At 68.7% G+C, this 23665-nt stretch carries 38 protein-coding genes; 35 read left to right on the top strand and 3 right to left on the bottom strand.

Annotated elements, in window-relative coordinates; genetic code table 11:
- From ACWCO2_RS14010 to ACWCO2_RS13960, 11 genes are all read left to right on the top strand, one after another.
- Nucleotides 1-379 (top strand): hypothetical protein (locus tag ACWCO2_RS14010; RefSeq protein WP_450128106.1); only part of this gene is annotated, 379 nt, incomplete at its 5' end.
- Nucleotides 376-741 carry a hypothetical protein gene (locus tag ACWCO2_RS14005; RefSeq protein ID WP_450128105.1) on the top strand — a complete coding sequence of 122 codons (366 nt, stop codon included), beginning with the start codon at nucleotides 376-378 and terminating at the stop codon, nucleotides 739-741. The genes ACWCO2_RS14010 and ACWCO2_RS14005, both read left to right, overlap by 4 nt.
- Nucleotides 738-1112: a hypothetical protein gene (locus ACWCO2_RS14000; protein WP_450128104.1), complete on the top strand. Its 375-nt coding sequence runs from the start codon at nucleotides 738-740 to the stop codon at nucleotides 1110-1112. The genes ACWCO2_RS14005 and ACWCO2_RS14000 overlap by 4 nt, the downstream gene beginning before the upstream one ends.
- Nucleotides 1109-1447 (top strand): hypothetical protein, encoded by a 339-nt coding sequence (locus ACWCO2_RS13995; RefSeq protein ID WP_450128103.1) that lies wholly within the window; start codon nucleotides 1109-1111, stop codon nucleotides 1445-1447. Before ACWCO2_RS14000 ends, ACWCO2_RS13995 begins: the two co-directional genes overlap by 4 nt.
- A complete protein-coding gene (locus ACWCO2_RS13990; RefSeq protein WP_450128102.1) occupies nucleotides 1389-2189 on the top strand; it encodes a hypothetical protein in 801 nt (266 codons plus the stop codon). Before ACWCO2_RS13995 ends, ACWCO2_RS13990 begins: the two co-directional genes overlap by 59 nt.
- The gene (locus ACWCO2_RS13985; RefSeq protein ID WP_450128101.1) at nucleotides 2186-2719 is read left to right on the top strand and encodes a zinc finger domain-containing protein; all 534 of its coding nucleotides are present in this window, start codon (nucleotides 2186-2188) and stop codon (nucleotides 2717-2719) included. Before ACWCO2_RS13990 ends, ACWCO2_RS13985 begins: the two co-directional genes overlap by 4 nt.
- Before the next feature lie 2 nt (nucleotides 2720-2721).
- Nucleotides 2722-3171: a single-stranded DNA-binding protein gene (ssb, locus tag ACWCO2_RS13980; protein WP_450128100.1), complete on the top strand. Its 450-nt coding sequence runs from the start codon at nucleotides 2722-2724 to the stop codon at nucleotides 3169-3171.
- A gap of 57 nt (nucleotides 3172-3228) precedes the next feature.
- Complete coding sequence (locus tag ACWCO2_RS13975; protein ID WP_450128099.1) at nucleotides 3229-3507, top strand: hypothetical protein; 279 nt, start codon at nucleotides 3229-3231, stop codon at nucleotides 3505-3507.
- Nucleotides 3504-4184, top strand: a complete 681-nt coding sequence (locus ACWCO2_RS13970; RefSeq protein ID WP_450128098.1) for a hypothetical protein — start codon at nucleotides 3504-3506, stop codon at nucleotides 4182-4184. Before ACWCO2_RS13975 ends, ACWCO2_RS13970 begins: the two co-directional genes overlap by 4 nt.
- Nucleotides 4181-4651 carry a hypothetical protein gene (locus tag ACWCO2_RS13965; protein WP_450128097.1) on the top strand — a complete coding sequence of 157 codons (471 nt, stop codon included), beginning with the start codon at nucleotides 4181-4183 and terminating at the stop codon, nucleotides 4649-4651. The genes ACWCO2_RS13970 and ACWCO2_RS13965 overlap by 4 nt, the downstream gene beginning before the upstream one ends.
- Nucleotides 4652-4685: 34 nt before the next feature.
- Nucleotides 4686-4913, top strand: a complete 228-nt coding sequence (locus tag ACWCO2_RS13960) for a hypothetical protein (protein ID WP_450128096.1) — start codon at nucleotides 4686-4688, stop codon at nucleotides 4911-4913.
- A 367-nt stretch (nucleotides 4914-5280) separates the two neighbouring features.
- Here ACWCO2_RS13960 and ACWCO2_RS13955 read toward each other — a convergent pair whose 3' ends face one another.
- Nucleotides 5281-5403, bottom strand: a complete 123-nt coding sequence (locus tag ACWCO2_RS13955) for a hypothetical protein (protein WP_450128095.1) — start codon at nucleotides 5401-5403, stop codon at nucleotides 5281-5283.
- Nucleotides 5404-5573: 170 nt separating this feature from the next.
- Here ACWCO2_RS13955 and ACWCO2_RS13950 point away from each other — a divergent pair, with 170 nt between their 5' ends.
- Entirely contained in the window at nucleotides 5574-5804 is a 231-nt protein-coding gene (locus ACWCO2_RS13950; protein ID WP_450128094.1) for a helix-turn-helix domain-containing protein, read from the top strand.
- Here ACWCO2_RS13950 and ACWCO2_RS13945 read toward each other — a convergent pair.
- A complete protein-coding gene (locus ACWCO2_RS13945; RefSeq protein ID WP_450128093.1) occupies nucleotides 5784-6155 on the bottom strand; it encodes a hypothetical protein in 372 nt (123 codons plus the stop codon). The genes ACWCO2_RS13950 and ACWCO2_RS13945 overlap by 21 nt on opposite strands.
- Before the next feature lie 100 nt (nucleotides 6156-6255).
- Here ACWCO2_RS13945 and ACWCO2_RS13940 point away from each other — a divergent pair, with 100 nt between their 5' ends.
- From ACWCO2_RS13940 to ACWCO2_RS13845, 20 genes are all read left to right on the top strand, one after another.
- Entirely contained in the window at nucleotides 6256-6597 is a 342-nt protein-coding gene (locus ACWCO2_RS13940; RefSeq protein ID WP_450128092.1) for an HNH endonuclease, read from the top strand.
- Between the two features lie 9 nt (nucleotides 6598-6606).
- Nucleotides 6607-6819, top strand: a complete 213-nt coding sequence (locus ACWCO2_RS13935) for a hypothetical protein (RefSeq protein ID WP_450128091.1) — start codon at nucleotides 6607-6609, stop codon at nucleotides 6817-6819.
- A 144-nt stretch (nucleotides 6820-6963) separates the two neighbouring features.
- Nucleotides 6964-7446, top strand: a complete 483-nt coding sequence (locus tag ACWCO2_RS13930; RefSeq protein ID WP_450128090.1) for a GNAT family N-acetyltransferase — start codon at nucleotides 6964-6966, stop codon at nucleotides 7444-7446.
- A gap of 31 nt (nucleotides 7447-7477) precedes the next feature.
- Complete coding sequence (locus tag ACWCO2_RS13925) at nucleotides 7478-7960, top strand: phage terminase small subunit P27 family (protein WP_450128089.1); 483 nt, start codon at nucleotides 7478-7480, stop codon at nucleotides 7958-7960.
- Nucleotides 7929-9680 carry a terminase large subunit gene (locus ACWCO2_RS13920; RefSeq protein ID WP_450128088.1) on the top strand — a complete coding sequence of 584 codons (1752 nt, stop codon included), beginning with the start codon at nucleotides 7929-7931 and terminating at the stop codon, nucleotides 9678-9680. Before ACWCO2_RS13925 ends, ACWCO2_RS13920 begins: the two co-directional genes overlap by 32 nt.
- A 13-nt stretch (nucleotides 9681-9693) precedes the next feature.
- The gene (locus ACWCO2_RS13915; RefSeq protein ID WP_177227030.1) at nucleotides 9694-9894 is read left to right on the top strand and encodes a hypothetical protein; all 201 of its coding nucleotides are present in this window, start codon (nucleotides 9694-9696) and stop codon (nucleotides 9892-9894) included.
- A 1-nt stretch (nucleotide 9895) separates the two neighbouring features.
- Nucleotides 9896-11152 (top strand): phage portal protein, encoded by a 1257-nt coding sequence (locus ACWCO2_RS13910; protein ID WP_177227029.1) that lies wholly within the window; start codon nucleotides 9896-9898, stop codon nucleotides 11150-11152.
- A 1-nt stretch (nucleotide 11153) separates the two neighbouring features.
- Nucleotides 11154-11582 carry an HNH endonuclease signature motif containing protein gene (locus tag ACWCO2_RS13905; RefSeq protein ID WP_218157731.1) on the top strand — a complete coding sequence of 143 codons (429 nt, stop codon included), beginning with the start codon at nucleotides 11154-11156 and terminating at the stop codon, nucleotides 11580-11582.
- Nucleotides 11579-12385 carry an HK97 family phage prohead protease gene (locus tag ACWCO2_RS13900; RefSeq protein WP_450128087.1) on the top strand — a complete coding sequence of 269 codons (807 nt, stop codon included), beginning with the start codon at nucleotides 11579-11581 and terminating at the stop codon, nucleotides 12383-12385. Before ACWCO2_RS13905 ends, ACWCO2_RS13900 begins: the two co-directional genes overlap by 4 nt.
- A complete protein-coding gene (locus ACWCO2_RS13895; protein WP_093278244.1) occupies nucleotides 12369-13625 on the top strand; it encodes a phage major capsid protein in 1257 nt (418 codons plus the stop codon). Before ACWCO2_RS13900 ends, ACWCO2_RS13895 begins: the two co-directional genes overlap by 17 nt.
- Nucleotides 13625-13843, top strand: coding sequence for a hypothetical protein (locus ACWCO2_RS13890; RefSeq protein WP_093278242.1), 219 nt, complete (start codon nucleotides 13625-13627; stop codon nucleotides 13841-13843). The genes ACWCO2_RS13895 and ACWCO2_RS13890 overlap by 1 nt, the downstream gene beginning before the upstream one ends.
- Nucleotides 13815-14354 carry a hypothetical protein gene (locus tag ACWCO2_RS13885; protein ID WP_450128086.1) on the top strand — a complete coding sequence of 180 codons (540 nt, stop codon included), beginning with the start codon at nucleotides 13815-13817 and terminating at the stop codon, nucleotides 14352-14354. Before ACWCO2_RS13890 ends, ACWCO2_RS13885 begins: the two co-directional genes overlap by 29 nt.
- Nucleotides 14351-14698, top strand: coding sequence for a phage head completion protein (locus tag ACWCO2_RS13880; RefSeq protein ID WP_093278238.1), 348 nt, complete (start codon nucleotides 14351-14353; stop codon nucleotides 14696-14698). Before ACWCO2_RS13885 ends, ACWCO2_RS13880 begins: the two co-directional genes overlap by 4 nt.
- Nucleotides 14698-14982, top strand: a complete 285-nt coding sequence (locus ACWCO2_RS13875; RefSeq protein ID WP_093278236.1) for a hypothetical protein — start codon at nucleotides 14698-14700, stop codon at nucleotides 14980-14982. The genes ACWCO2_RS13880 and ACWCO2_RS13875 overlap by 1 nt, the downstream gene beginning before the upstream one ends.
- A 5-nt stretch (nucleotides 14983-14987) precedes the next feature.
- Nucleotides 14988-15164, top strand: a complete 177-nt coding sequence (locus ACWCO2_RS13870; protein WP_177227028.1) for a hypothetical protein — start codon at nucleotides 14988-14990, stop codon at nucleotides 15162-15164.
- On the top strand, nucleotides 15161-15559 hold the full coding sequence (locus ACWCO2_RS13865) for a hypothetical protein (protein WP_143061332.1): 399 nt from the start codon (nucleotides 15161-15163) through the stop codon (nucleotides 15557-15559). Before ACWCO2_RS13870 ends, ACWCO2_RS13865 begins: the two co-directional genes overlap by 4 nt.
- A gap of 71 nt (nucleotides 15560-15630) precedes the next feature.
- The gene (locus ACWCO2_RS13860) at nucleotides 15631-16215 is read left to right on the top strand and encodes a phage tail tube protein (protein WP_093278232.1); all 585 of its coding nucleotides are present in this window, start codon (nucleotides 15631-15633) and stop codon (nucleotides 16213-16215) included.
- A 100-nt stretch (nucleotides 16216-16315) separates the two neighbouring features.
- Nucleotides 16316-16657, top strand: a complete 342-nt coding sequence (locus tag ACWCO2_RS13855; RefSeq protein WP_177227027.1) for a hypothetical protein — start codon at nucleotides 16316-16318, stop codon at nucleotides 16655-16657.
- A gap of 65 nt (nucleotides 16658-16722) precedes the next feature.
- The gene (locus ACWCO2_RS13850) at nucleotides 16723-17007 is read left to right on the top strand and encodes a DinB family protein (RefSeq protein WP_177227026.1); all 285 of its coding nucleotides are present in this window, start codon (nucleotides 16723-16725) and stop codon (nucleotides 17005-17007) included.
- Between the two features lie 123 nt (nucleotides 17008-17130).
- On the top strand, nucleotides 17131-17334 hold the full coding sequence (locus ACWCO2_RS13845) for a hypothetical protein (RefSeq protein ID WP_177227025.1): 204 nt from the start codon (nucleotides 17131-17133) through the stop codon (nucleotides 17332-17334).
- Nucleotides 17335-17367: 33 nt separating this feature from the next.
- Here ACWCO2_RS13845 and ACWCO2_RS13840 read toward each other — a convergent pair whose 3' ends face one another.
- Nucleotides 17368-17979: a hypothetical protein gene (locus ACWCO2_RS13840; RefSeq protein ID WP_093278228.1), complete on the bottom strand. Its 612-nt coding sequence runs from the start codon at nucleotides 17977-17979 to the stop codon at nucleotides 17368-17370.
- A 182-nt stretch (nucleotides 17980-18161) separates the two neighbouring features.
- Here ACWCO2_RS13840 and ACWCO2_RS13835 point away from each other — a divergent pair, with 182 nt between their 5' ends.
- The 3 genes from ACWCO2_RS13835 to ACWCO2_RS13825 are packed head-to-tail and all read left to right on the top strand — an operon-like array spanning nucleotide 18162 to nucleotide 23661.
- Nucleotides 18162-21578 carry a phage tail tape measure protein gene (locus ACWCO2_RS13835; RefSeq protein ID WP_450128085.1) on the top strand — a complete coding sequence of 1139 codons (3417 nt, stop codon included), beginning with the start codon at nucleotides 18162-18164 and terminating at the stop codon, nucleotides 21576-21578.
- Between the two features lie 6 nt (nucleotides 21579-21584).
- Entirely contained in the window at nucleotides 21585-22505 is a 921-nt protein-coding gene (locus ACWCO2_RS13830; RefSeq protein ID WP_143061331.1) for a phage tail family protein, read from the top strand.
- Between the two features lie 13 nt (nucleotides 22506-22518).
- A complete protein-coding gene (locus ACWCO2_RS13825) occupies nucleotides 22519-23661 on the top strand; it encodes a hypothetical protein (protein WP_450128084.1) in 1143 nt (380 codons plus the stop codon).
- The last annotated feature ends 4 nt before the right edge of the window (nucleotides 23662-23665 follow it).

Here is a 23665-nt window from a genome sequence, read left to right as displayed (position 1 = left end):
CCCTACGCCCTGGCCGCGGCCAACAGGACGATGGACATCATGGCGAGCGAGGACGTGTTCGGCACGCTCTACGCGCGGGGAGAGCGAATGCGCACTCGCGGCGGCCACCGCCCCGCACCGGGGCGACTACCGGCACCGACTCGAAACCGCGCTCGCCGAGCTCGTCGCCGCCCGCGCGCCCTTCACCGCTGACGACATCCGCGCCGCAGCAGGTGAACCCGATGGTGAACGGCCGAACCTGCTGCCGTCGGTGATCGGCGTTGCTGCCGCGCAGCGCGTGATCGTGCCCGCTGGGGAGTACCGCAGCTGCCGCCGGGAACGCCGGGCGTCCCGCAATCGCGTGTGGATCGCATGCCCGCAGGACGGGGGTGCAGCGTGAGCGAGCACGACGCGCCGCTGAACCCGGTGCAGATCGAGCAGAACATCCGCGCGTGCGCCGAGCGGATCCACAAGGGCGTCACGGTCACCACTGACGCCGAGCGCGAAGCGAAGCGGCTGCGACGGGAGTACGACGCCGCGCACTCGCGCGCCTACCTCGCGCACGAGGGCCCGGCGCACGAGAAGAAGTACGCCGCCGAGCTCGCCACCCAAGACGAGCGGGAAGCGGCGGAGACCGCCGAAATCGCGCAGCGGTACGCCGAGCGCACCGCCCGCGCCGTCGAGGCCGAGCTACGCGCCTGGCAGTCCGTCGGCGCATCCGTGCGGCTCATGTACGGCGTCGAGACCGGGGTAGGCCGGTGAGCACGAAGCCCACCGAGCGCACTCGCGCCGTCGTCAAGCACCGCGCCGAACGGGGCGGCTGGCCGCTCTGCGAACGCTGCGGATCCGCCCTCGGCACCAACATCCACCACCGGCGCCCCCGCGGCGCTGGCGGCAGCAAGGACCCGGCCACGAACCTGCCGTCGAACCTCTTGCTGCTGTGCGGTTCCGGCACCACCGGATGCCACGGGTGGATCGAGTCCAACCGCGCCATCGCCTACCAGCACGGTTGGCTCCTGCGCTCATGGCAAATCCCGCTCGACACCCCGGTGCGGATCCATGACCGCGGCCTGGTGCTGCTCGACGACATCGGCGGCATGACCCCAGCCCTGCCGCTCGGGGACGCGGCGTGAACCCCCGGACACGGCCGATCACCGAGCGGGCGCGCTACCGGGCGTGCCTGCTCGGCGAGCAGCCCGCCGAAGTACTCGACACCGCCGGCCGCGAGCGCCTGGTGGCCGAGCTCCACGACCTCGGCTGGACCGATCCCCAGATCGCCGCCCACTGCCGCATGACCACCTACACCACCGCGCGCATCCGCGACCGCCTGCGGCTCGCGCCGAACCACCAAGGAACACGGAATGACCTGGTTCAAAGTGGACGACACGCTTCACTCACACACGAAGTCCATGCGCGCGGGCGAGGCCGCGATGGGGCTGTGGGTGCTGGCCGGGTCGTGGGCGAGTAACCAGCTCACCGACGGGTGGGTGCCCGCCTACGTGGCGCGCCGACTCAGCCCGCACGCCGACGACCTCGCCGCGACGCTCGTGCGCGTCGGCCTGTGGATCCCCGATGAGCATGACGGCGAACCGGGGTGGTGGTTCCACGCGTGGGGCGAGTACCAGCCCTCACGCGAGGATGTGGAGACCAAGCGCGCAGATGCCCGCGAGCGGATGCGCAAGATCCGCGCCCGCGGCACCACCCGCCGAGCCGAGACCGCCGAGGACAGTTCGCCCGATGTTCGCGCGAACAATGCGGATGTTCGCGCGAACGAACCGCGAACGAACACGGAACGTTCGCAGCACGTTCGCGACCCCCGACCCGACCCGTCCCGTCCCGAAGTTCCTTCTACCGAAGGAACTTCCGGGGAGACGCGCAAGCGCGCCCCCGGACGCGCTACGCGCATCCCCGACGACTTCGACGTGACCCCCGAGATGGTCGCGTGGGCCCGCGAACACACCCCGCTCGTCGGCCGGACCGAGACCGACAAGTTCGTCGACTACTGGCGAGCGAAGTCCGGGCAGGGTGCGACGAAACGCGATTGGGTCGCGACGTGGCGCAACTGGATGCGACGCGCTCAGGAGGACGCAGAGCGCCGCACACCCGCCCGCACAGGGCAAACCACCAAGATGGACCGAATCGACGCCCTAGACGCGTTCCTGGTGCCGGATGAGCCACACCTGCGCGCGCTGCCGGGCGGTGCCGCATGAGCCTCACGCAGAACGAGGTAGTGGGCGTGCTCAAGGTCGCCACCGCCTACGACGGCCGCCAGCGCGGCGAGGCCGACGTGATCGCGTGGATGGACTCCGCTGCCCGCGCCGACTGGACCTACCCCGAGGCGCTGGAAGGCGTGAAGGACCACTTCGCGTTCGACGGCGGGTTTCTCGGCCCCGCGGTGGTGACCAAGCGGATCCAGGCCCGCCGCGATGCCGCCGAGCGCGCCCGGCTCGCCGAGCTCGGCGCAGCCAAGCGCGCCGAGCTCGAATCCGGCGACGCGGACCACACCGCCGACCCCGACCGGGTCCGGTCCGTTGTCGAGGCCGTCGCCGATCGCCTCGGCTGGCAGCGCAAGCCCAAGCGGACCCACGCGGCGCTCACCGTCGCCTGCCCCCACTGCCAGGCCGCCCCCGGCCGCCCCTGCGCCCGCGTCATCCGCCGCGGCCACCGCGCAGGCGAATTCGTGCCCCTGTCCACCGTCCACGACTCGCGCGTGGGCGCCTTCCAGAACGGAGACCACTGACCGTGTCCCTACCCAAGATCAACGGCGACGTCGCCCGGCTGTGGGCCGACCCCGAACTGCGCTGGACACCGAGCGGCAAGGCCGTGGTGACCGTGCCGCTGGTGTTCAACAAGCGCAAGCGCACCGACGCCGGGGAATGGGAGGACGCCAGCTCGATGTTCGTCCGAGCACAGGCGTGGGAGCAGTTCGCGGAGAACATCGCCGAGTCGCTGTCCAAGGGCGACGAGGTGATCGTGTCCGGTGAGCTGTCGGTGCGCGACTACGACCGCAAGGACGGCAGCAAGGGCCAGTCCATCGAGCTCGCCCTGTTCGCGATCGGCCCGAACCTCAAGCGCCACCAGGCCAAGACGTTGCGCATCGACCGCCAAGACGCGCCCGAGTCCACACCCACCGGCGACCCATGGGGAAGCGCGCCCCGCGGCGGCAACTTCGCCGACGAACCCCCGTTCTGATCCCGATTCCCGGCCCCAGATTCGCCGCACAGGCCCGAAACCCGAACCGGAGTATCGATGGATCCCCGAACCGCCGCAGACGACGTACCGCGGTGCGACGCATGCCGCGAACCCGTCATCTACGCCATCGTGGCCGGCGCCGCCACCGCATTCGACCGCAACAGCGAACACACCGGCGACCACACCATGCACGTCGATCCCCGTACTCGACGCCGCATCGCCGTCAAGCTCCGCACCAACCAAACCCCGGGCGCCCGCCGCGCCGGACAGCAGCTCTACCAACTCCACCGCCGCAGCTGCACCAAGGCCCTGTCCGGCAGGGGCGGTGCTCGATGACCACGATCGACCTGCAAACCGAGCCCTGCATCCTCGACCGCTGCCAGCGCACCGCCGAGCCCGGCCGCTACACATGCGAGCCCTGCGCCGAGCGGATGCGCAGGTGGCTCCGCGAGATCGACGACTACGCCGCCACCCTCACCGCCGCACCCGGCCGCGGTGCCAACACCGGCCGGCGGTCCCCCGGCTACGGCAGCAGGCCACCCGCGAACCTCGACGTAATCGCCGCACTCGACCCCCGCAGCGTCGCGCACGCGATCGGCCCCGACGACGCCGACGGCGCCACCCGATCCATCATCGGCACCGTGAACCGCTTGTGCGGCTGGGTGCATTCCGAGCTGCGGAGGCTCGACGCCGACCACCATGCGCCGCCCCGGGAATTGACGATCACCAGGGGCACCGGGTGGCTGCGCGGATACATCGACTGGTGCACCCGGCAGGTTTGGGCCGATGACCTCGCCGATGACGTCCGCGAGCTGCACGCCCAGGTGCAACGGCTCGCCGGAAACTCGACCCGGCCGCTCGCCCCGTGCTGGGACTGCGGCGGCCCGCTGTGGCCGGTCGGCGATACCGACACGCTCGCAGTGCGCTGCGGAGACTGCGGCAACTCCTACGATGGGCTCGACCTGTTGAACATCGGGCAGCGGCTCGCGTTCGAGATGATGGGGGCAGCGTGACCACGGACCAGCAGCGCGCGCAATACCGCGCCGAGCAGAACCTCATCACCAAGGCCGCCGAGGAGCTCCGCCAGCAATCCCGCCAGCAGCAGGCCGAAAGCCAGGTCGGCCGAGCCCCCGTCGTACCCGCCGATCGGTACGTGTTCGTTGGGCTGCTCGACGAGCTCGCGCTCGCCGCCGGCCGCGGTCAACTCCCCGACGGAGTCCGCCGGGCCAGCCTGGAGCTCTGCGAGGTCATGCTCGCCGACGCCGCCACGTTCGCCGATCGCATGGCCGCCAGCATGGAAGCGGCGAAGGAAACCGAAGCCCGGTTCTGGCAGCGCATGACCGAGCTCGGCATCCCCGAGGCGCAGGCATGGCAGGCCGTTCGCGCTGTACTCACCGAGATCCAGGACGGCGCGGGCCACACCGACCCGTGGACGGTCGCAGCCGACCGCCTCGCCGCCAAGCATCCTGACAACCGCTAGGAACGGACGTCATGACCGACCACGGGGAAACCGAATGAGCCGGTACGCGCCGATCGTCCATTACACCGACCGCAGCGCCCTGGTCGACCGTGCCACCCTTGCGCGGCTACTCGGCCGCTCCGTGCACACCATCCGCGCCGCCTGCACAGTGGCTGACCGCAGCAAGGACGGTCGGCCGCTGTACGACGCAAAGGCGTGCGCCGAACAGCTCGCGAGGGTCGCCACGCGGAACCGTCAACCCAAGTTGACCATCGTCGGCTGAGCGTGCTTAAATCACCCTGCAGCGGGGAGAAGTGTGTCCAGATCCGCCAGTTTGGCCGATGATCCGGTTATCTCGGCGACGCTTCCTCACTGGTTCCCCGGCTGGAGCCCCTGATCGGCGGGGAGATGCGCGGTTCGAATCCCGCACAGATGACCACAATGGACAGAGCGGGCGCACGACGTTTCACCACGTCAAAACAGCCTAACTAGTCAAGCCGCCTATCGCGGTAAACATGGAACCGAGTACAGTACCTCGGTGAGGCGGGGTCGGGGATAACTTAACTCTGAACGATTCCGCCAGCCGCGACGGCCAAGCCGAGGCGCTGGTAACGCCTTGGGCCGACTTGGCCGCCGCGTGGGAGGGGCTGTCAGGCCAGCGGCAACATGCCCTGGCCTGCCAGCATCAACCCGTGCGCCAGCGTCGCGATCGTCACGATCAGCAAACGCATCGTGCGGTGCCATTCGGCACAGCAGCAGGGTTGTTGCTTCACACGTCCCACCCCCTTTCTTTCCGATCGGGAGCAGTGCGAGCAGGCTACCGGAAGACGATCAGGCCGCGACGAGCGGCACCCGTTTGACCTGCTGTTACATGACATCGGGAAAACCATTCCGAGTTTCCAGGATCGGACTCGGACGTTGAAGATGTCGGGGAGGTGACCACGTGGCCGCCTCCCCTATCACAGACGCGGACCGAGAGCGCGTGCGCGAACTGCACACGCAGGGCAAGACCCGCAACCACATCGCATCCGAGATCGGTCGATCGCCCTCGACCGTGTCCAAGATCGCCCGCGAGCTCGGGCTGTCCTTCGACCGCTCACACCCAAGAAGTGCCGATGGCCCCGGTCGAAACCGGGGCCATTGTCGTAGCTCGCTACTTCGCCAATGCGGTTAGCGCTTCTTCGAGCTTCGCTCGCTGATCTTCCGGCGTGCGCGCCGCGGCGTACTGCAACACCACTGCACCACGTCGGAACGCATCCTCGCCGAACTGGTCCGCGATCTTGGTAGCCGCAGCCTCATCCGGGAACGACATGACGGTGACCGCATCCGTCGTGACCATCTGGGCGCAGCCGAGCCGCTCGCAGTTCCCGCTCGTGTTGTCCCGTGGGTTCGGCACCGCCAGGCCGTCACGCTGGAACGCCTCGACCACCTGTTGCGCCGTCGGCGCCTCGCTCGCCGAGCCGCCACCGCACGCCGACACACCTGCCAGGCACGCGCCCACCAGAGCAGCGGACCACCACCGCATCATCGATTCCTCTCGGTCATTCGGGGTAGCAGAGCGCTACCCCCTCGACCCGTACATCGTCGACCGGACCCGATCGGGCATCCGGCAAACGGGTGAACCCATGCCAACAGCACCACCCACCAGATGCAGCGCGGCCGGATGCACCGAGCTCACCACCACCGGCCGATGCGACGAGCACAAGCGCAAGCCGTGGCAGCGGCGCAGCCGACACCAGCCCCGCGGCCGACTCGCTCGCCGCGATATCGCGTTCAAGGCCGAGCACTTGCGCCGCGAACCGAACTGCCGCAGTTGCGGCCGGCCAGCCGAACAGGTCGACCACATCCGACCCCTGAGTCAGGGCGGCGCGATGTTCGACCACGCCAACGCGCAATCGCTGTGCGCCACGTGCCACGACCATAAGACCCGAGCGGAGAATGCCGCACGGCAACGCAGGAATGACTAGGCTCTTCCCATGAGCGAGCGGGCGTACTTCGAGGGCGGCCCCTACGACGGCCAGTGCCGAGACTTGGCGGAGTTGCCGCCCAGGCTGCGCATCGCGGCCGAAGGCGGCCAGATCCACCAGTACGAACGAGCACGACTCACCGATCCCACCGCCGCGTTCCAGCAAGGCATCACCGCCGCGTACCACTTCCACGCCACCGAGCCCGGGCCCTACCAGGGGTAGGGGAGTTCAGATCACGGCGTCTGCCAGGCAGGCAGGGCGCCGCCGGAGGCTTCCTTTTCGCGTCTCAGAATCCGCAACCGGGGGGGGTAACGGCGAAGCCTGCTTTTCGATATGCGGGTGGCCGGGCGACACGGGAGGCGAACGATGGTCACTGTACGGTGGCGACTCGACGAGGACTTGCGCAAAGTTGAAGCGCTGTTCGTCGAGGCGGGATGGGACGCCAGGAGCGCGCGTTCCAAATACCCATGTCTCGTTGCCGAAGGAGTCGACGGCGGTATCGACGGTTTCGTACAGGGATTGCTTGACGGATATCCACCGGACGGCCGGATCTTCAACGAGTACTTCGGACCGTTCGAGCAGGTCGACCCGCCACACTGCAAGATCGATTGGATCTGCGTATCCAAGCGGGCTCGCCGAACGGGCGTTGGTCGCAGTCTGCTGCATCGGTTCGCAATGGAGGCGTCCGAGCGTGGATGTTCGCACGTCGCATTGAGAGCGGATGAATCCTCGGATGCTGGTGGGCGCTTGGCGTTCTTCGAGAAGTTCGGGTTTTACCCCTTGGACCCACAACAGCCGGAGCATCTCCAAGGCGTCGATTTGGCGACCCTGATCAAGCTCACCGCGTAGCCGGTAACCGGCGGGAGCAGGAGGTGATCCGATGCCCAGGGTCGCCCAGCCCGCAGCGTTGAAGCTGCTGCACGGTCGCGGGAACGGCACGGACTCAGGCGGCCGGAAGGTCGCTACGGGCCCCGGTTTCCGCCGGATCGCTCCCGAGGCCCCCGAGTGGTTGTCGGCCGAGGCCGCCGCGGAGTGGGGGCGGGTGGTGCCGGGGTTGCAGCGGCTCGACATCCTCAAGGAAGAGGATCGGGCGGTGCTGGCTGCGTACTGCGAGACGTGGGCGCGGTTCGTGGAGGCGACCCGGGACGTGCAGATCAACGGGTTGACGATCGTGAACCGGTCGACTCGCAAGGACGGCACCGAATCCGAATGGACCACCACGAACCCGGCGGTGGGGATCGCGAAAGCGGCTGGGACGGAACTGCGTGCGTTCGCGGCGCACTTCGGGCTGACACCGTCGACCGAGGCCGCCCTGTCCAAGGGGGGTTCGGGTGGCGACGAAGAGGACGACAACCCGTTCTGACCCGCAGCTGCCCGACGACGCCGAGCTGGAACGCCTGAAGCTCTCGCCCGAGGTCGCGTGGTACCTGGCCGAACGCGGCATCCCGTTGCCTGACTGCCCGCCGCTGGTCAAGACCCCCGAGCCTCGCGATGTGCCGGGCGCAGTGTTCGACCCCGAGCGCGTCGACCGCGTGCTGCACTCGTTCTCGTTGTTGCGGCACACGCAAGGCCAGTGGGCGGGACGCTCGCTGCGGCCGGATCCGTGGCAGATCGCCTACGTCCTGGCGCCGGTGTTCGGGTGGGTGCGCCACGATGACGCGGCCGGCGGGTACGTGCGGATCATCAACAACCTGTATGTCGACGTGCCGCGTAAGAACGGCAAGTCGACGCTCTCGGGTGGGATCGCGATCTACCTGGCGTGCGCGGACGGGGAGCCCGGCGCCCAGGTGGTGACCGCGGCGAGCTCGGAACGGCAGGCTGGTTTCGTGTTCGGCCCGATCAAGACCCTGGCCGAGAAGTCCCCGGCGCTCAAGGGCCGAGTGCGGGCGCACCAGAAGCGGGTCGTGCACCCGAAGTCCGGCAGCTACATCGAGGTCGTCAGCAGCGCGGCGGACGCCCAGCACGGCGCGAACCTGCACTGCGGGATCGTCGACGAGCTGCACGTGCACAAGACGCCGGACTTGGTCGAGACGATCGAGACCGGGACCGGATCGCGCACGCAACCGTTGATCGTCATCATCACCACCGCGGACTCAGGACGCCGCGGCACGATCTACGACCGCAAGCGCCGCCGGATCGAGCAGCTGGCCGCCAGGGTGCTCACCGACCCGACCACCTACGGCGTGGTGTGGGCCGCCGAGCCCACCGACGACCCGTTCACCGAATCCACGTGGCGCAAGGCCAACCCCGGATTCGGGGTGAGCCCGACGCGCGCGTACCTGGCTCGCGCCGCGGCTGAGGCGCAGCAATCCTCCGCCGACCTGGCGAAATTCCTGCGCCTACACTGCGGTCTCCGCACGAAGCAGGAAACCCGGTTCCTCACGCTCGACAGCTGGGACCGCAACGCCTCGATCGTCGACGAGACCCGGTTGGCCGGCCGCGAAGCGTATGGCGGGCTCGACCTCGCCTCGACGAGCGACCTGTGCGCGCTGGTGTGGCTGTTCCCCGATGACGTCCGGGGCGGCTACGACGCGCTGCTGCGGCTGTGGACGCCCGAGGCGAACATGTCTGCCCTCGACAAGCGCACCGCCGGTGAGGCGAGCGTGTGGGCCCGGCAAGGGCTGTTGATGGTGACGCCGGGCAACGTGGCCGACTACGACTGGATCAAGTTGCAGATCGAGCGCGACATGGACGCCTTCGACGTCCGGTCGATCGGGTTCGACCCGTGGAACGCCACCCAGCTCACCAACGACTTGACCGAGCAGGGCGCGCCGCTGGTGAAGGTCCGGCAGGGATTCGTGACCTTGTCGCCGCCGCTGAAGGACCTACAGCGGTTGTTGTTGGCTGGCACCGAGGAACGCCCGTTGCTGCGGCATGGCGGAAATCCGGCGTGGCGGTGGCAGGTCGACAACCTCGCCGTGACGACCGATCCGGCCGGGAACGTGAAGCCGGACAAGGCCAACAGCGGCGACAAGATCGACGGCGTGGCCGCTCTGGTCAACGCCCTGTCCGAGGCCATGACCCGCAAGCCGGTGGCGCGCTCCGCCTACGAGGACGACGACGCCGAGCTGATCATCATCTGAACAGGAGGCCGTGATGCGCGAGTACCGACGGCACCTCGGCCGCCGCGTGCTGCTGCACCTGGACGGCGCGACCCTCGATGGTGTCCTGGTGCGCGCCGACCGCGACACCGTGGCACTGCGCGAAGCCCGCATGCTGTCCGCGTTGGAGCCGTCCGATATGGACGGCGAGCTCATCGTGGAACGCGTCGCGCTGGTGTGGATGCAGGTGGTGTGACGTGGCCGTGTTCTCCTCCGGCGGCGTACTCGCCGGAACTGTGTTCCCGTCGCTGTCCACGCCGTGGCAGGTCGACGGCACTGTGATCGTCCCCGATCCCGGTACCCCCTTGGTGGAGGCTGCCAGTGACGCCCCCGGTGTGTGGCGTACGCAGCCGTCGGTGCGGAAGGTCGTTGACTTCATCGCGCGCAACGTGGCGAGCGTGCCGTTGCACGTGTTCGAGCGGCGCGATGACAACGACCGGCCCCGCGTCACTGACCACCCGTTGGCCCGGCTGTTGGCCGAGCCCGCACCCGGCGTCACACCGTTCCGGTTCTGGCACGGCATCGTCGTTGACTTCCTGCTGCATGACCGGTGGTGCGCCCAGCTGCTCCCGAACGCCGACACTCTCTCGGGGTACGAGCTGCGGCGCATCCCCGCGTCACGCATGCGGTTGCTCGACGACGGGTGGGGCCGCGTGGCCGCGGTGCACATCGTCGACCCCGACGGCCAGGCCACCGAGCACGATCCCGCCGGGTTCGTGTTCGACCACGGCTGGGGCGGCGCCAATGGGGTGCCGCCGATCGAGACGCTGTCGGCGATTCTCGCCGAGTCCGCCGAGGCCGTGGCCTACCGGCGCGGAGTCTGGCGCAACGGCGCGCGGGTGCCGATGGTGATCGAGCGCCCGGTCGATGCCCCGGCGTGGTCGGAGTCGAGCCGGAACCGGTTCGTGGAGATGTGGCGCCGGTTCACCCGCGGCGGCGGCCAGGAGGGCGGAACGCCGCTGCTGGAAGACGGCATGACCGTCAAGGAAATCAACGCGTTCACCCCGAAGGACACCCAGGACATCGAGGGCCGGCGCCTCACCGACGCCGAAGTGGCATCCGCCTACCACATCGCGCCCGAGCTGGTGGGCGCCCGCGAGGGCACCTACTCGAACATCGAGGCATACCGCCAGATGCTCTACCGAGACAACCTCGGGCCCTGGTTGACGCAGATCGAGCAGACGTGCAACGCGCTGCTCGCCTCGCAGCTCGACCGCGCCGGCGGGCTCTATGTCGAGGCCAACGTGGAAGCGAAGTTGCGCGGGTCGTTCGAGGAACAGGCCCGCATCTTGCAGGCGTCGACCGGTGCCCCGTGGTTGACCCGCAACGAAGCCCGAGCACGGGCGAACCTGCCCGCGATCGAAGGCGGCGACGAGCTGATCACGCCGCTGAACGTCACCGAGGGCGGATTGGCGTCCCCACAGGACACCGCGCCGGATCCGGAAGGGGCGTGACGTGCTCGACCCTGGCATCGCAGAACGGTTTTGGGAAAAGGTTGCTCAAGTCGGCGATTGCTGGCAATGGACGGCTGCGCGTACAGGTGGATACGGCGTGTTCAACATCGGTGCAGGTGTCACACGCCGTGCCCATCGCTTGGCCTACGAAGAAATGATCGGCGAGATACCAGAGGGTTTGGACCTCGACCACCTGTGCCGAAACAGAGCGTGCGTCAACCCAAACCACCTGGAACCTGTCACTAGGCGAGTGAATCTCTTGCGTGGCAAGACAATCGTCGCCCGAGAGGCGACCAAGACTCACTGCGTCGCTGGCCATGAATTCAACAATGCCAACACCTACGTGACGTCGACTGGTTGGCGGAAATGCAGGCCCTGCGATCGCCGACGCCAACGCGACTTTCGCGCCCGGAAAGGAGCGGCCACGTGAACGTGAAGTCTGCCATGTGCAAGGTCAAGGCGGCTGGTGAAGCGGATGGCCTGGAACCTGGCCAGTACCGGGCCCTGGTTTCCGTGTTCGGCAACACCGACTCGGTCGGCGACGTCGTCATGCCCGGCGCATTCACCGACACACTCGCGGAATGGGAGGCCAAGGGCGACCCGATCCCCGTGGTGTGGTCGCACGACTGGTCCGATCCGTTCTCGCACATCGGCCACGTGGTCAAAGCGGAGGAAACCGCCGACGGTTTGGTGATCACTGGGCAGCTCGACTTGGACAACCCCAAGGCCGAGCAGGTTTACCGGCTACTGAAGGGCCGTCGAGTTACGCAGCACTCGTTCGCCTACGACATCGTCGACGGCGCCCCCGCCGAACGGGACGGGGAGCACGTCTACGAGCTGCGCAAGCTGCGCGTGCACGAAGTCGGGCCGTGCCTGATCGGCGCGAACCAGGAAACCCAGTTGCTCGCGGCCAAGGCCCGCCACCTCGTCGACGGCGCGAAGGCCGGGCGGGTGCTCTCGGCGAAGAACTACGAGTCGTTGCGCGCCGCGTACGAGCAGATCGGCGAAGTCCTCACCGCTGCCGACCAGGTGCCCGACGAGGGCACCGAGAAGACCGCCGCACCGACCGGTGTGGACATCCCCGAGCAGGACGCCGGCCAGTCCGAGCCCGCCGCCGCCAGCGACCCGACCAGGTCGCCCGCGAAGTCGGCCAGCCCGAGGCCCGCCCAGGTGGCCGCTTGGTCGCAACTCCATTCGCTACTGACGGGAGACCGTAATGCCGACGCTGCGTGAGCAGTACCAGGCGACCCTGTCGCGGGCGGCCGAGCTGGCCAAGACCGCGACCGACGAGGGCCGCGACTTCACCGACGACGAGATCACCGAGATCACCGACCTGAAGACCAAGGCCGACGAACTCGGCGCCAAGGTCAAGGCCGCCGACGACGCACAGGCCGCCGCCGCTGAGCTGGCGGGCAAGTCCGCTGCCCCGGTCGCATTCACCTCGACCCGCGACCGTGCCGAGGACGCCGACGCCGAGACGTTCGGCGATGCGTTCGTGAAGTCCGCTGCCTACCAGGCTTTCCGCAAGGAACACCCCGCCGGCGTGGGCCAGGGGACTCCGGTCAACATCGGGCGGGTCAAGGTCGGATCTCTGCCGGAGTGGTTCGCTCGCCGCAAGGCAACCTTGGACACCTCGGTCGGCCGCATTCAGCCGGTGCGGATGCCGACCGTGGACATGGTCGACCGGGACCGGCTGACGCTGCTCGACTTGGTCTCGCGGGGTCGCACCGATGGCAACTTCGAGTACGTGCAGATCACCGGCGTCACCCGCAACGCGGCGATCGTCGCGGAGGGCGGCCTCAAGCCGACCAGCGACATGAGCACCGATATCGCTGACGCCAAGGTCTACACCTACGCCGACGGCTACGACGTCACCAACCAGCTGCTCGCCGACGCTCCGGCGTTCGCCAGCTACATGAACAACGAGCTGTCCTACTCGCTGGACAACGTCGTGGAAGAGAAGCTGCTCAACGGCACCGGCACCAACGGTGAGCCGCGGGGCCTGCTGAACACCACCGGCGTGCAGCAGCAGGCCTACACCGCCGGCGCCGACCCGATCGCCACGGCCAAGGCTCTCATCCCGGCAATCCGCAAGGCGATCACCAAGGTCACCCGCCTACCCGGCGGACAGGTAACCGCGGTACTGATGTCCCCGGAGGACGACGAGGCGTTCGACCTGCTCCAGGACGCCAACGAGCGGTACTACTCCGGTGGCCCGTTCAGCACCGGCCCGGCAACGATCTGGGGACGCCCCCGGGCGACCTCCGAGCGCATCGCGCCCGGAACGATCATCCTTGGTGACTTCCGGCAGATCGCGCTGCTGGACCGCGAGGGCTTGAGCGTGTTGGCGTTCAACCAGCACAAGGACTACGCGCAGCGGAACATGACCTACGTCCGGGCGGAACTCCGTGCGGCGCAGGTCATTTGGAAGCCCAACCGCTTGGTCGTGGTCAAGGCCGGCACCGGCGCCTGATGGACGCTGAGCACCGCATGGTGACCGTGAACGGCATCCGCTACCGGATCGACGACGCCCAGCGTCTCGGCCTGGTGGCGGATGTCGCGCCCGCCGACACGGACACCGCGGAGACCCAGGTGGACACCAGCGGAACCAAGTCCGAGAAGCCCGTGCGCCACAAGGCGCGCCGACCGGCTAGGGGTGCGCATGGCGGAAACGACGACGCCACTGGCTGACCCCGCCGCCCTCGCCCGCCTCACCGGGCTGCCCGTCGATGACCTCGACCTGCTCGACGCCCTACGGCGGGCGTCGGATCGGTTCCGCGGCGCCGTCGGGCACCCGGTGACGCTCGTCGAGCGCGACGCGATCGTGTTGGACGGGGACGGCACTCGGTCGCTCCTGCTGCCGGCCGTGCCCGTCGTCGCCGTGCACCAGGTCGACGTCGACGGGCAGCCGGTCGCCGAGTTTCAGTGGTCCCGCAACGGGATTCTTCGCTCGGCCACCGGCTGGCCGGACCAGCTCGGCGTGGTGCACATTGTCTACGACCACGGCTACCCGGCCGATGCGATCCCCGGCGACATCGCCGATGTCGTGTTGGAGCAGGCGCAGATGATGCTGGACCAGGCGCCCGGGGTGGCGTCGATGTCCACCGGCGGGGTGTCGGTGTCGTTCTCCCGCACCGGGATTACTGAGGCGTGGTCGACCGCTGTGGAGCGCTACCGGATCGGGCGGGGTGATGCGGCGTGATCTACGACGACACCATCACCATCCTGCGCGCACCGGTCACGACCGACCGGTACGGCAATGAGGTCCGCGACTGGGCCAACGCCACCCGAACCCGCGTCGAGGGCGTGTCGGTGCAGCCGCGGTCGGCAACCGAGTCCGGGTCGGACGAGGCACGGGAGATGGTCACCACCGGATGGCGCATTTACACCCGAGCCGGCGTCGACGTCGACGTGGAACCGACCGACCGGATCGAGTGGGCCGGGCGAACCCTGGAAGTCATCGGCGAAATCGCGCGGTGGCCGCACCCGATCCGGCGCGGCGCCGTGCACCACGTCGAGATCGACGTGCAGCGCTGGAGTGGGTAGTGGCCAGAGCACAGATCCACATCACCGACAAGGAATGGCGCCGGATCGTCGCACTGCCCAGCGTGCGCGCCGCACTGCGGGCACGGGCGCAGGCCATCGCGGGCCGGGCCCGTGGAATCGCCGCTACCGAGACCCCCGACGCCTCGATCGGAGCCGAGGAAGGTACCCGGCCGCAGGGCCGCACCTACGCCCGCGTCACCTCCGACGACCCCGATGGCGAATTCGGCACCGAGAAGAAAGCGCGCCGCCGTGTCCTCGGCCGCGCCGCCAATACCAAGGAGTAGAACCGATGACGCGCGTTGTGATCGCGTTCGACGCCGACCTGTCCCGCATCGGCAAGACCATCGAGGTCGACGACGACCAGGCCGCCACGATGATCCGTGAGGGCCGCGCCCGCCCGGCGCAGTCGAGCCGGTCGACCAAGTCCGAGCCGAAGCCCAGCGGCAAGTCAACGAGCGAGACGTGATGGATCCCGAGGCGCTGGCCGTCGACTGGCTCACCAGCCAGCTGCCCGGCGTCCGGGTCGTGGTCGACCTGCCCGCCTGCTTCGACGAGTCGCTGCCCGTTGCGCGGGTGAGCTGCATCGGCGGCGCCGGCCAATGGCAGCCCTGGAACCCCGGCGCCACGCCGCTCGCTCGGGAAGCGCGGATCGACGTCGACGTGTTCGCCGCACGACGGGAGCAGGCCGCCGACCTAGCCGTGCAGGTGTCCAACCTGCTGTTCGCGATCCGTGGCCACGCCAGCCAGTGGGGCCGTGTCTCCGCGATCCGGCAGGAGTCCGGGCCCGCCTGGCGGCCCGACTACAACCCGAGCGTTCGCCGCTTCGGGCTCACGAGCGTGCTCACCATCCGGCCCGCCTAGGCCACGCACACCATCCACCGCGAAACCCCCGCCCAGTGCGGGTTTTTCGCATGTCCGCAAGGAGTTTTCGCATGACTCTCAACGCTGAGCTTGCGCGTCTGGGCGTGACCGGCGCGCTGCTCACCGGCCCGGTGGGCACCGCCGCCCCGACCGACCTGGCCACGTGGGCGTCCGGCATGGTCGATCTCGGCTATATCTCCGACGACGGGATCACCGAATCCCGTGACGAGAACAGCGAGTCGTTCACGCCGTGGCAGTCCAACGCCCCGATTCGCGTGGAAACCACCAGCTCGGTCGTCACTTTCGGTGCCACCCTGTGGGAATCGAACTTCGACACCGTGTCGCTGTACTACCGGGTCGGGCTGGAGGACATGACCCAAACCGGCACCGGCGACGACGCGGTCGTGTCCTTCGCCGAGAAGGGTAAGCCGAAGCGCGACCTGCGCGCCTTCGGCATCGACGTGATCGACGGCACCTACCACCGGCGGATCTTCCTGCCCTACGCCGAGGTCACCGAGCGCGGCGAGATCACCTACCGGTCCAACACGCTGATCGGCTACCAGGTCACCATCACCGCCTACCCCGGTTCTGACGGCACATCGGTGCTGCGGCTGTTCAAGGAGGGATGGACCCTCCCGACGCCGCCCGCTGGCTGACCCGGCCCCTGTGACGGGGGCCGCCGCGGCGACCTGGTGAGCACGCCCGGCGGCCCCTTTCTTGCTCACCACCAGCTCACCAGAAACGAGGAACACCACCGTGTCCGACATCGATATGGATGCCCTGCTCGCCCAGCGCGAGGAAGCCACCGGCTCGGCTGACACGTTCGCGTTCACCTTCGCCGGACAGCGCTGGTTCGCCAAGGACCCGATCATGGGCGACGACGAGTGGAAAGACGAGCTCGCCGAGCTGATGACCGATGTCGATGTGGCGGAGCACTACCTCGGCGCCGAGCAATACGAGAAGTTCGTGGCCGCCGGTGGGCGCGCCGGCATCGTCCACCTGGCGATTCGCGAGTACGTGAAGACCCAGCAGGCCGAAGACAGCCAGGGCCGCCCTACACGGCGGTCGGTCTCCTCGGCCAAGCGCCGGAAGCGATAGAGGCCGACCTCATCGCCACCTACGGGCGGGACGTCATCGCGGAGTACTGGCGCGGCGAGATCACGTTGCGCCAACTCCGCGTCCTCGTCGAACAGCTCCCGCCCACCGGCGCGTTCGCCCGCGCCCGCGGCGACGGGTGGACCGACCTTGAGCACCTGGTGGCCAACGTCGTCGACGCCGTGCAGGGCTCCGCGTACTCCGTGGTCGGCGCGCTCGGCGGCAAACCCAAGCGCCCGAAGCCGCAACAGCGGCCCGGCGACAAGGACAAGAGTCGTCTCGGTGATCGCGGCAGTCGGTCCACAGAGGACGTCTTGGCCTATCTCGACTCCCTGAAACCCGCAGCAGCGTGAACTCATCAGGATCGCCAGCGTCGAGGGCCTCACAGGTCCGCCGCAAATGCCCCCGGCGACGGCAGCGCCGAAGCCGCAACCGCTGGCGCTTAGGTAGTCGACCTGCGGTCCCAGCGGTTGCGGATGGAGTTCTTCGACATCGGCGCAGTCGTCTACTTCCTGCGCAAGGTGATTTGGACCACCCCGAGTTTCACCGTCGAGGCATACCGCGCCCAACTCCGCGACCTGCACGAATGGATCCGGCGGGAAGGCGTGTCCGTGGCGCATTCGACGAGATTTCCCGTCGAATCCCGCAAACCGCGGACACCAGATCGTCGCACGACGTGAGCCCGGCGGGCGAACAGGATCAGTTGATAGCCGTCAGCTGACCTTTTTCTTCAACCGGGTGATTCTCGTTTCCGAATCTCCGGAATTCGACGAGATGAGAAGCGCGTCGGAGTCGGTGCCCTCTGACGGAAGTCGGCGAATCGTGAAGGTGGTCGTGTGACCGGCGTCCTCATCGCGAAGGATGTGCTGCTTGAAGCCGGCCGTTTCGGCGTGGTTCAGCATCAGCTCCACGGCCATCGCGACCGCTTCACCTGCCGCCGCGTACGCTCGCTTCTTCGCGTCGGAGGAGGGATTCTGCGCCGCCTTGTGAAACGCTTTCTCCAGCTTGGGAAGGATGTCTCCGAGGCCCTTCTCAAGGAAGTCGAACACGTCGCGGAAATTCTGGGGGTCGCTGATGTAGACCCCGCCTTCCTCGTCCACGATCGTGAGCTGCCACCAGTCCCGGCCGGTGGTGAGCGTGCCCGTGTGGTAGTTGACGACCATGTCGGCGGCCGTCGTCTCGCCCGGGTTCACTTCGGTCCATGTGTGGTCGTTTTTGTAGTTGTCGCTGTACTTGTGGACTATCGCGACTTTGGCAAGGATCTTTCCAGTCTCGTTCTGTACGGCGACATTCGCCGTCCGCTCGTAAACGTCCCAGAACGCCAACGCTTCCTCCTCGTTCGTGTGATATTAGCGCGCCGAAAGCGCCTTGCCGGAAACACTACGATCCCGGCGACATGTAGCAGAGCCGCCATTCGAGCGAATCGCATGGATTGCTGCATCTCATCCGATCAGCGCAATATCGCTGATCGATTATTTTGGAACGAGCTCCTAAAGGGGGTTGCGTCGTGCCCGAAGGTTCTGTCGTCTGGATCGACGTCCTACCGTCGATGCGGAATTTCGGTGCCAGCCTCGCGAAGGAAGCGGCCGGGGCCGGAACCCGCGCCGGGCGGCAGGTCGGCGCCGAGCTCGACAAGGCTGCGGGCGACGCGGGGCGCCGGGCGGGGGAGTCGATGGGCTCGGGGTTGGAGGTCGCCAAGGCGCGCGCCGACAAGCTCGGGGAAGCCCTCAAGACCGCCCGCGACAAGGAAGCCGACGCAGCCGGGCGCGTGCGGGTCGCCGAGCAGCGGTTGGCCGAGGTCCGGGCGAACGGCAACGCCAAGGCGTCCCAGGTCGCCGCCGCCGAGGAACGTCTTGAAACGGCGAAACGTGGCCTGTCGACGGCCTCGGACCGTGCTGCGGCCACGCAGAAGAAGTTCGAGCGGGCGCAGGCCGATTCCCAGGACGCGACCGATTCGGTGTCGCTGTCGATGGGCAGGGCCGAACGCTCGGCGGGCGGGTTCGGGTCGTCGCTGGGAAGCGCTGCCCGGACCGCCGGCGCATTCGCGGCCGGGGTGCTCGCCATCGGCGGGGCTGCCGACACCGCCGCCCGCGCGTTGGAGGCTGCGCAGCTCGGCGACAAGCTCGCCGCGCAGATCGGCGCGACCCCCGAGATGTCCGCGGACTTCGGCCGGATCGCCGGATCGCTCTACAGCCAGGCGTACGGGGAATCGCTCGGGCAGGTCAACGACGCGATCCGCGGCGTGTGGCAATCCGGGCTCGTCATGGAGGACGCGACCAACGCGCAAATCGAGTCCGTCACGGCCAAGGTGCTCAACCTCGCGTCGGCGTTCGAGCTCGATCTCGGCGAAGCGACGCAGGCCGTCGGTCAGCTGCTCAAGACCGGGTTGGCGCCGGACGCCGAGACGGCGTTGGACATCGTCACCCGCGGTTTCCAGCAGGGCGCCGACCGGTCCAAGGACTTCCTCGACACGCTGACCGAGTACAGCGTGCAGTTCGCCAAGTTCGGGCTCGACGCGCAGAGCGCGACCGGGCTGCTGGTGCAGGGCATGCAGGCCGGTGCCCGGAACTCGGACTTGGTCGCCGATGCGATCAAGGAATTTGCGATCCGGGCCGTTGACGGCAGCAAGACCACGGCGGACGGATTCGCCGCCATCGGCCTGTCCGCCGGCGACATGGCCGCCCGCATCGCCCGCGGCGGGCCCGAGGCTAGTTCGGCGCTCGACCTGGTGTTGGACCGCCTACGCGGCATGACGGACCCCGTGGCACAAGCTCAGGCCGCGGTGAACCTATTCGGCACGCAGGCCGAGGATCTCCAATCCGCTCTGTACGCCCTCGACCCGTCGCAGGCTGTCGGCGCGCTCGGCCAGATCGGCGGCGTTGCCGACGCGGTGGGCGTCACGCTGCGGGACAACGCGCAGACCCGGCTGACGGAGTTCGGGCGGGCCCTGCAAACCGGGCTCGTCGACATTCTCGGCGGCCAGGTCATCCCCGCCATCGAGGGATTCGTTGGCTGGATCCGGGACAACTCCGCCTGGCTAACGCCATTGGTGATCGGGGTCGGTACGTTCGCCGGGACGATCGCATTGGTCAACGGCGCAATGACGCTGTGGGCTGCTCGCACCGCGATCGTCACCGGTGCACAGTGGGCACTCAACGCCGCCATGTCCGCCAACCCGGTCGGCTTGATCATCGCCGGGATCGTCGCGCTCGGCGCCGTGCTCGTCTACGCCTGGAACAACTCCGAGACCTTTCGGTCCATTGTGGTCGGTGCTTGGGATGCGATCTCGGCGGCGGCCTTGTGGGCGTGGGAGAACGTGCTGCGGCCGGTGATTGACGCGATCGCCGCCGCCGCGACCTGGCTGTGGTCGACCGTGCTGCAGCCGGTGTTCGGCTTCATCGGATGGGCGTGGGAGACCAACCTGCGCGCGATGCAGCTCATGTGGGACACCATCCTCCGGCCAGCTTGGGACGCCGTCGCTGCGGCGGCGAGCTGGCTGTGGACCAACGCGCTGTGCCCGGTGTTCGATTTCATCGGGTGGGCGTGGGAGACGAACCTGCGCGCGATGCAGCTGATGTGGGTGACCATCCTCAAACCGGCGTGGGACGCCGTGGCCGCGGCCGCGTCCTGGCTGTGGACGAACGCGCTGCGGCCGGTGTTCGACGCCATCGGTGTCGGGTGGCGGGTTCTCCTGGACGGCATCAACTGGGTGTGGCTGCACATCCTCAAGCCCGCGTTCGACGCGATCGGCTGGGCGGTTGATCTTGTCGGCCAGGCGTTTGATCGGACGGCGATCTGGATCCGGGACGCTTGGTCGCAGATCCAGGAGTACGCGAAGGCGCCGATCCAGTTCGTTGTGGACGTCGTCTACAACCGCGGGATTTTGCCGGTGTGGAACGGGATCGCGTCGGTGTTCGGGCTCGGCAAGCTCGACGAGGTCCGCCTTGCCGGCGGTGGCGTGCTGCCCGGCTACGCGCCGGGTTTCGACTCGGTGCCCGCGATGCTCTCGCCCGGCGAGGCCGTGCTCACCCCCGAGGCCACCCGGTTCCTCGGCCCGGCCACCATCCTCGCCCTGAACCGGGAGCTGTCCGGCCGCCCGCCAGGCTCCACCGGTGGCCACAGCGTCGGGCACTTCGCCGGCGGCGGCATCGTCGACGGGCTCGCCACGATCGCCGGGTGGATCCCCGGAATCGGCGGCGCGATCACCACGCTGCGCGACTTCCTCAACGGCGACGCGGCCGGCGCGAGCGGCATGTGGCGTGACCTGGTCACCGGCATCCCCCGAAAGGCCGTCGAGGCGATCACCGAGTGGTTCAAGTCGGATTCCGGCGGGTACGGGGCTGTTCCGGTGGCCAACGTCGGCGCCGGGGTGCAGCGGTGGGCACCGCTGGTGTTGCAGGCGCTCGCGATGCTCGGGCAGCCCGCCGACTACTTGGGCATCACGCTCCGCCGAATGCAACAGGAAAGCGGCGGCAACCCGAACGCGATCAACCGGTGGGACATCAACGCCCAGCGCGGTACACCGTCGATCGGGTTGATGCAGACGATCGGCCCGACGTTCGCGGCCTACCGCGATCCCCGGGCGGCGAACAACATCTACGACCCGCTCGCGAACATTCTCGCGTCGATGCGCTACGCACTCGCCCGCTACGGCAGCCTGCCCGCCGCGTACAACCGCCCCGGCGGCTACGACTCGGGCGGCTACCTGCCACCGGGTGACTCGCTGGTCTGGAACCGCACCGGCCGCCCCGAACCGGTGCTCACTGCCGATCAGTGGGACACCGTCCGCCGCTACCTGCCCACCGACGGCGCTGGTGGGGCGCGGCCGATCGAAATCAAGGTCTACCCGCGCACCGACCAGTCCGAAGCATCGATCGCCACCGCAGTCCGCCGCGAGCTGGCCCTCAACCTGCGGATGGGGTGATCAGGCGTGGTGTTGGGGCGGATGCTCAACCAGCAGTTCCCGCAACCGGTCCGGTGGATGCTCGACGGCCTGGTGCTCGGCGACGTCGACCCGGAGGGCCGCGAATGGCTGGTCACCGGCGACACCGGGTGGTTCGACGGGCCCGCGCCCCGGACCGAGCGCACCGCGCGCAGTGGCGACGGCTCGTTCCGCGGCCGGGCCCACCGGGACGAGCGGGTCATCACGTTGGAAGGGGTCTGCGCGTGCCCGTCGCCAGAGTCGCGGCGGGCCGCGCAACGCCTCATCACCGGCATCTGCCCGGACGGCGACAGGCTGTACGAGTTGGCCGGTATCGAGGACGGGCACCGCCTGGGCGCCGACGTCGAGTTGGACGCCGCGCCGAGCGCGGCGCCGATCAGCGACACCGTGTTCCGCTGGTCCCTCCAGCTTGCCGCCCCGGACCCGCGGCTGTACGCGCCGTGGGAATCCACCTCCACCGGCATGCCGCTGCCCGGCGCCGGCGGGGTCGATGCCACCGATCCCGGGGTGGACGCCACCGAGCCGGGCGTGGACGCGGGCGAACCGGCCAACACCGGCATCGCCCGGGTCTACAACGGCGGCAACGCCCCCACCTCGCCGCTGCTGACCATCCGGGGCCCGATCTCACGCCCAGTCGTACGGGCCGTGGACTCGGGCACGACGTTGTCCTACTCCGGCGAGCTCGGGCCCGCTGATTTCCTGATCATCAACACCGGCGCGTTCACCGCCCAGGGCTACCCCGGATATCAACCGCTGCTCGGCGGCACCGCCAACCGCCGCTCGCTGCTGACCCGCGACGGCCCATGGCCCGAAATCTCGCCCGGCGGCACCGAGGGATTCGCTCTGTCCGCCGACGCCATCAACACCGATGCGCTGCTGATCGTCGAGCACCGTCAAGCCTGGTACTGAAGGAGAAACGGACATGCCTGCTGTCCTCGAAGGACTGTCACCGTGGTTCGTCAACAAGCGCCTCGACCCCCGCGACATGCGCGCCGGCCTCGCCGCGGCGTTCGCCGGTGGCAACGACACCGCGCCGGGCAACCTCACCCGCGAAGGCGGCGTGCTCCCCGGTGGCGGGGGTTCCAACGGGCAGCTCGGCGTCGTCGCCCTCGACCAGCCCGGCATGGGGGTCAAGGTCATCGCCGGGCAGTGCGTGATCCCGGTGGCCGGGGAGCTGGGCTACATCGGCACCCTGCCAACCTCTGGGACGCTGGACATCGCGTCGGCCGACCAGACCAACCCCCGCATCGATCTCGTCATTGCCCGCGTCGTCGACTCGGCCGAGGACACCGGGACCCGGACCTTCACCGTCGAGGTCGTCCGGGGGGTGGCGGCGGCGACCCCGTCCGAGCCGTCGGTGTCCGGCCTGAACTGTGTGGTGGTGTCCGCGGTGCGCGTCAAGGCCTCCGCTACGTCGATCACGCTGGCCGACATCACCGATCGGCGCCTGTTCACCCGCGCCCCTGGTGGCATTCGCTTGTCCTACAACGACAACGACCGTCCCGGCGGTGGTGCGGGGGATTTCCGCTACGACCTCACCACCCGCGAACTCGGGGTGTGGACCGGAACCGAATGGTCTGTCGCTGCCTCGGCTGCGGGCTGGAAATCGTGGAACGCCGTGCTGAAATCCGAGTCCGACGGCAGCACTGTCAACCTCGGTACCGGCGGCAGCGTGAACGCCAAGTACCAGGTCATCGGCAAGATGCTCACGGTCCGCATGTTGTTCCGGTGGGGCAGCGGCAGCTACTACGCCGCCCCGGGCAACATCTACACCGAACTCCCGCCCGGGTTCACCAACGGCGCCGTGCACCAGAAAATCAGCTGTTCCCTGTGGGTGCCGGGCGGCCCGGCGAACAACCGCGGCGACTACATCGGACAGTGCCTCGTCTGGGAGAACAGCAGGCGGCTGTCGCCGATGTTCCCCGCCTCGCCGTCGGACTGCCGCCAGAACTACTACCGCATCACCGCGGCGATGGGTTCTCCCGGTTCCGGCGTCCCGACGATCCCCAGCGGCTATCCCGAGGGCGGCAACGTCGCGATCTGGGGCGTCATCGAACTGCCGTAGGAGG

Source organism: Saccharopolyspora sp. NPDC002376, assembly GCF_053593195.1.
Note: the sequence above shows the minus strand (reverse complement) of the source record. Positions and strands in the feature narration are given on the sequence as shown.

Bases quoted from the DNA above. Each gene is read 5' to 3' on its own strand.
- ACWCO2_RS13825 (WP_450128084.1), top strand. From the start codon at position 22,519: ATGCCTGCTGTCCTCGAAGGACTGTCACCGTGGTTCGTCAACAAGCGC.
- ACWCO2_RS13960 (WP_450128096.1), top strand. From the start codon at position 4,686: ATGAGCCGGTACGCGCCGATCGTCCATTACACCGACCGCAGCGCCCTG.
- ACWCO2_RS13915 (WP_177227030.1), top strand. From the start codon at position 9,694: ATGCGCGAGTACCGACGGCACCTCGGCCGCCGCGTGCTGCTGCACCTG.
- ACWCO2_RS13930 (WP_450128090.1), top strand. From the start codon at position 6,964: ATGGTCACTGTACGGTGGCGACTCGACGAGGACTTGCGCAAAGTTGAA.
- ACWCO2_RS13845 (WP_177227025.1), top strand. From the start codon at position 17,131: ATGGAGTTCTTCGACATCGGCGCAGTCGTCTACTTCCTGCGCAAGGTG.
- ACWCO2_RS13860 (WP_093278232.1), top strand. From the start codon at position 15,631: ATGACTCTCAACGCTGAGCTTGCGCGTCTGGGCGTGACCGGCGCGCTG.
- ACWCO2_RS13890 (WP_093278242.1), top strand. From the start codon at position 13,625: ATGGACGCTGAGCACCGCATGGTGACCGTGAACGGCATCCGCTACCGG.
- ACWCO2_RS13925 (WP_450128089.1), top strand. From the start codon at position 7,478: ATGCCCAGGGTCGCCCAGCCCGCAGCGTTGAAGCTGCTGCACGGTCGC.
- ACWCO2_RS13935 (WP_450128091.1), top strand. From the start codon at position 6,607: ATGAGCGAGCGGGCGTACTTCGAGGGCGGCCCCTACGACGGCCAGTGC.
- ACWCO2_RS13895 (WP_093278244.1), top strand. From the start codon at position 12,369: ATGCCGACGCTGCGTGAGCAGTACCAGGCGACCCTGTCGCGGGCGGCC.
- ACWCO2_RS13945 (WP_450128093.1), bottom strand. From the start codon at position 6,155: ATGCGGTGGTGGTCCGCTGCTCTGGTGGGCGCGTGCCTGGCAGGTGTG.
- ACWCO2_RS13885 (WP_450128086.1), top strand. From the start codon at position 13,815: ATGGCGGAAACGACGACGCCACTGGCTGACCCCGCCGCCCTCGCCCGC.
- ACWCO2_RS13870 (WP_177227028.1), top strand. From the start codon at position 14,988: ATGACGCGCGTTGTGATCGCGTTCGACGCCGACCTGTCCCGCATCGGC.
- ACWCO2_RS13940 (WP_450128092.1), top strand. From the start codon at position 6,256: ATGCCAACAGCACCACCCACCAGATGCAGCGCGGCCGGATGCACCGAG.
- ACWCO2_RS13970 (WP_450128098.1), top strand. From the start codon at position 3,504: ATGACCACGATCGACCTGCAAACCGAGCCCTGCATCCTCGACCGCTGC.
- ACWCO2_RS13985 (WP_450128101.1), top strand. From the start codon at position 2,186: ATGAGCCTCACGCAGAACGAGGTAGTGGGCGTGCTCAAGGTCGCCACC.
- ACWCO2_RS13990 (WP_450128102.1), top strand. From the start codon at position 1,389: ATGCGCGCGGGCGAGGCCGCGATGGGGCTGTGGGTGCTGGCCGGGTCG.
- ACWCO2_RS13975 (WP_450128099.1), top strand. From the start codon at position 3,229: ATGGATCCCCGAACCGCCGCAGACGACGTACCGCGGTGCGACGCATGC.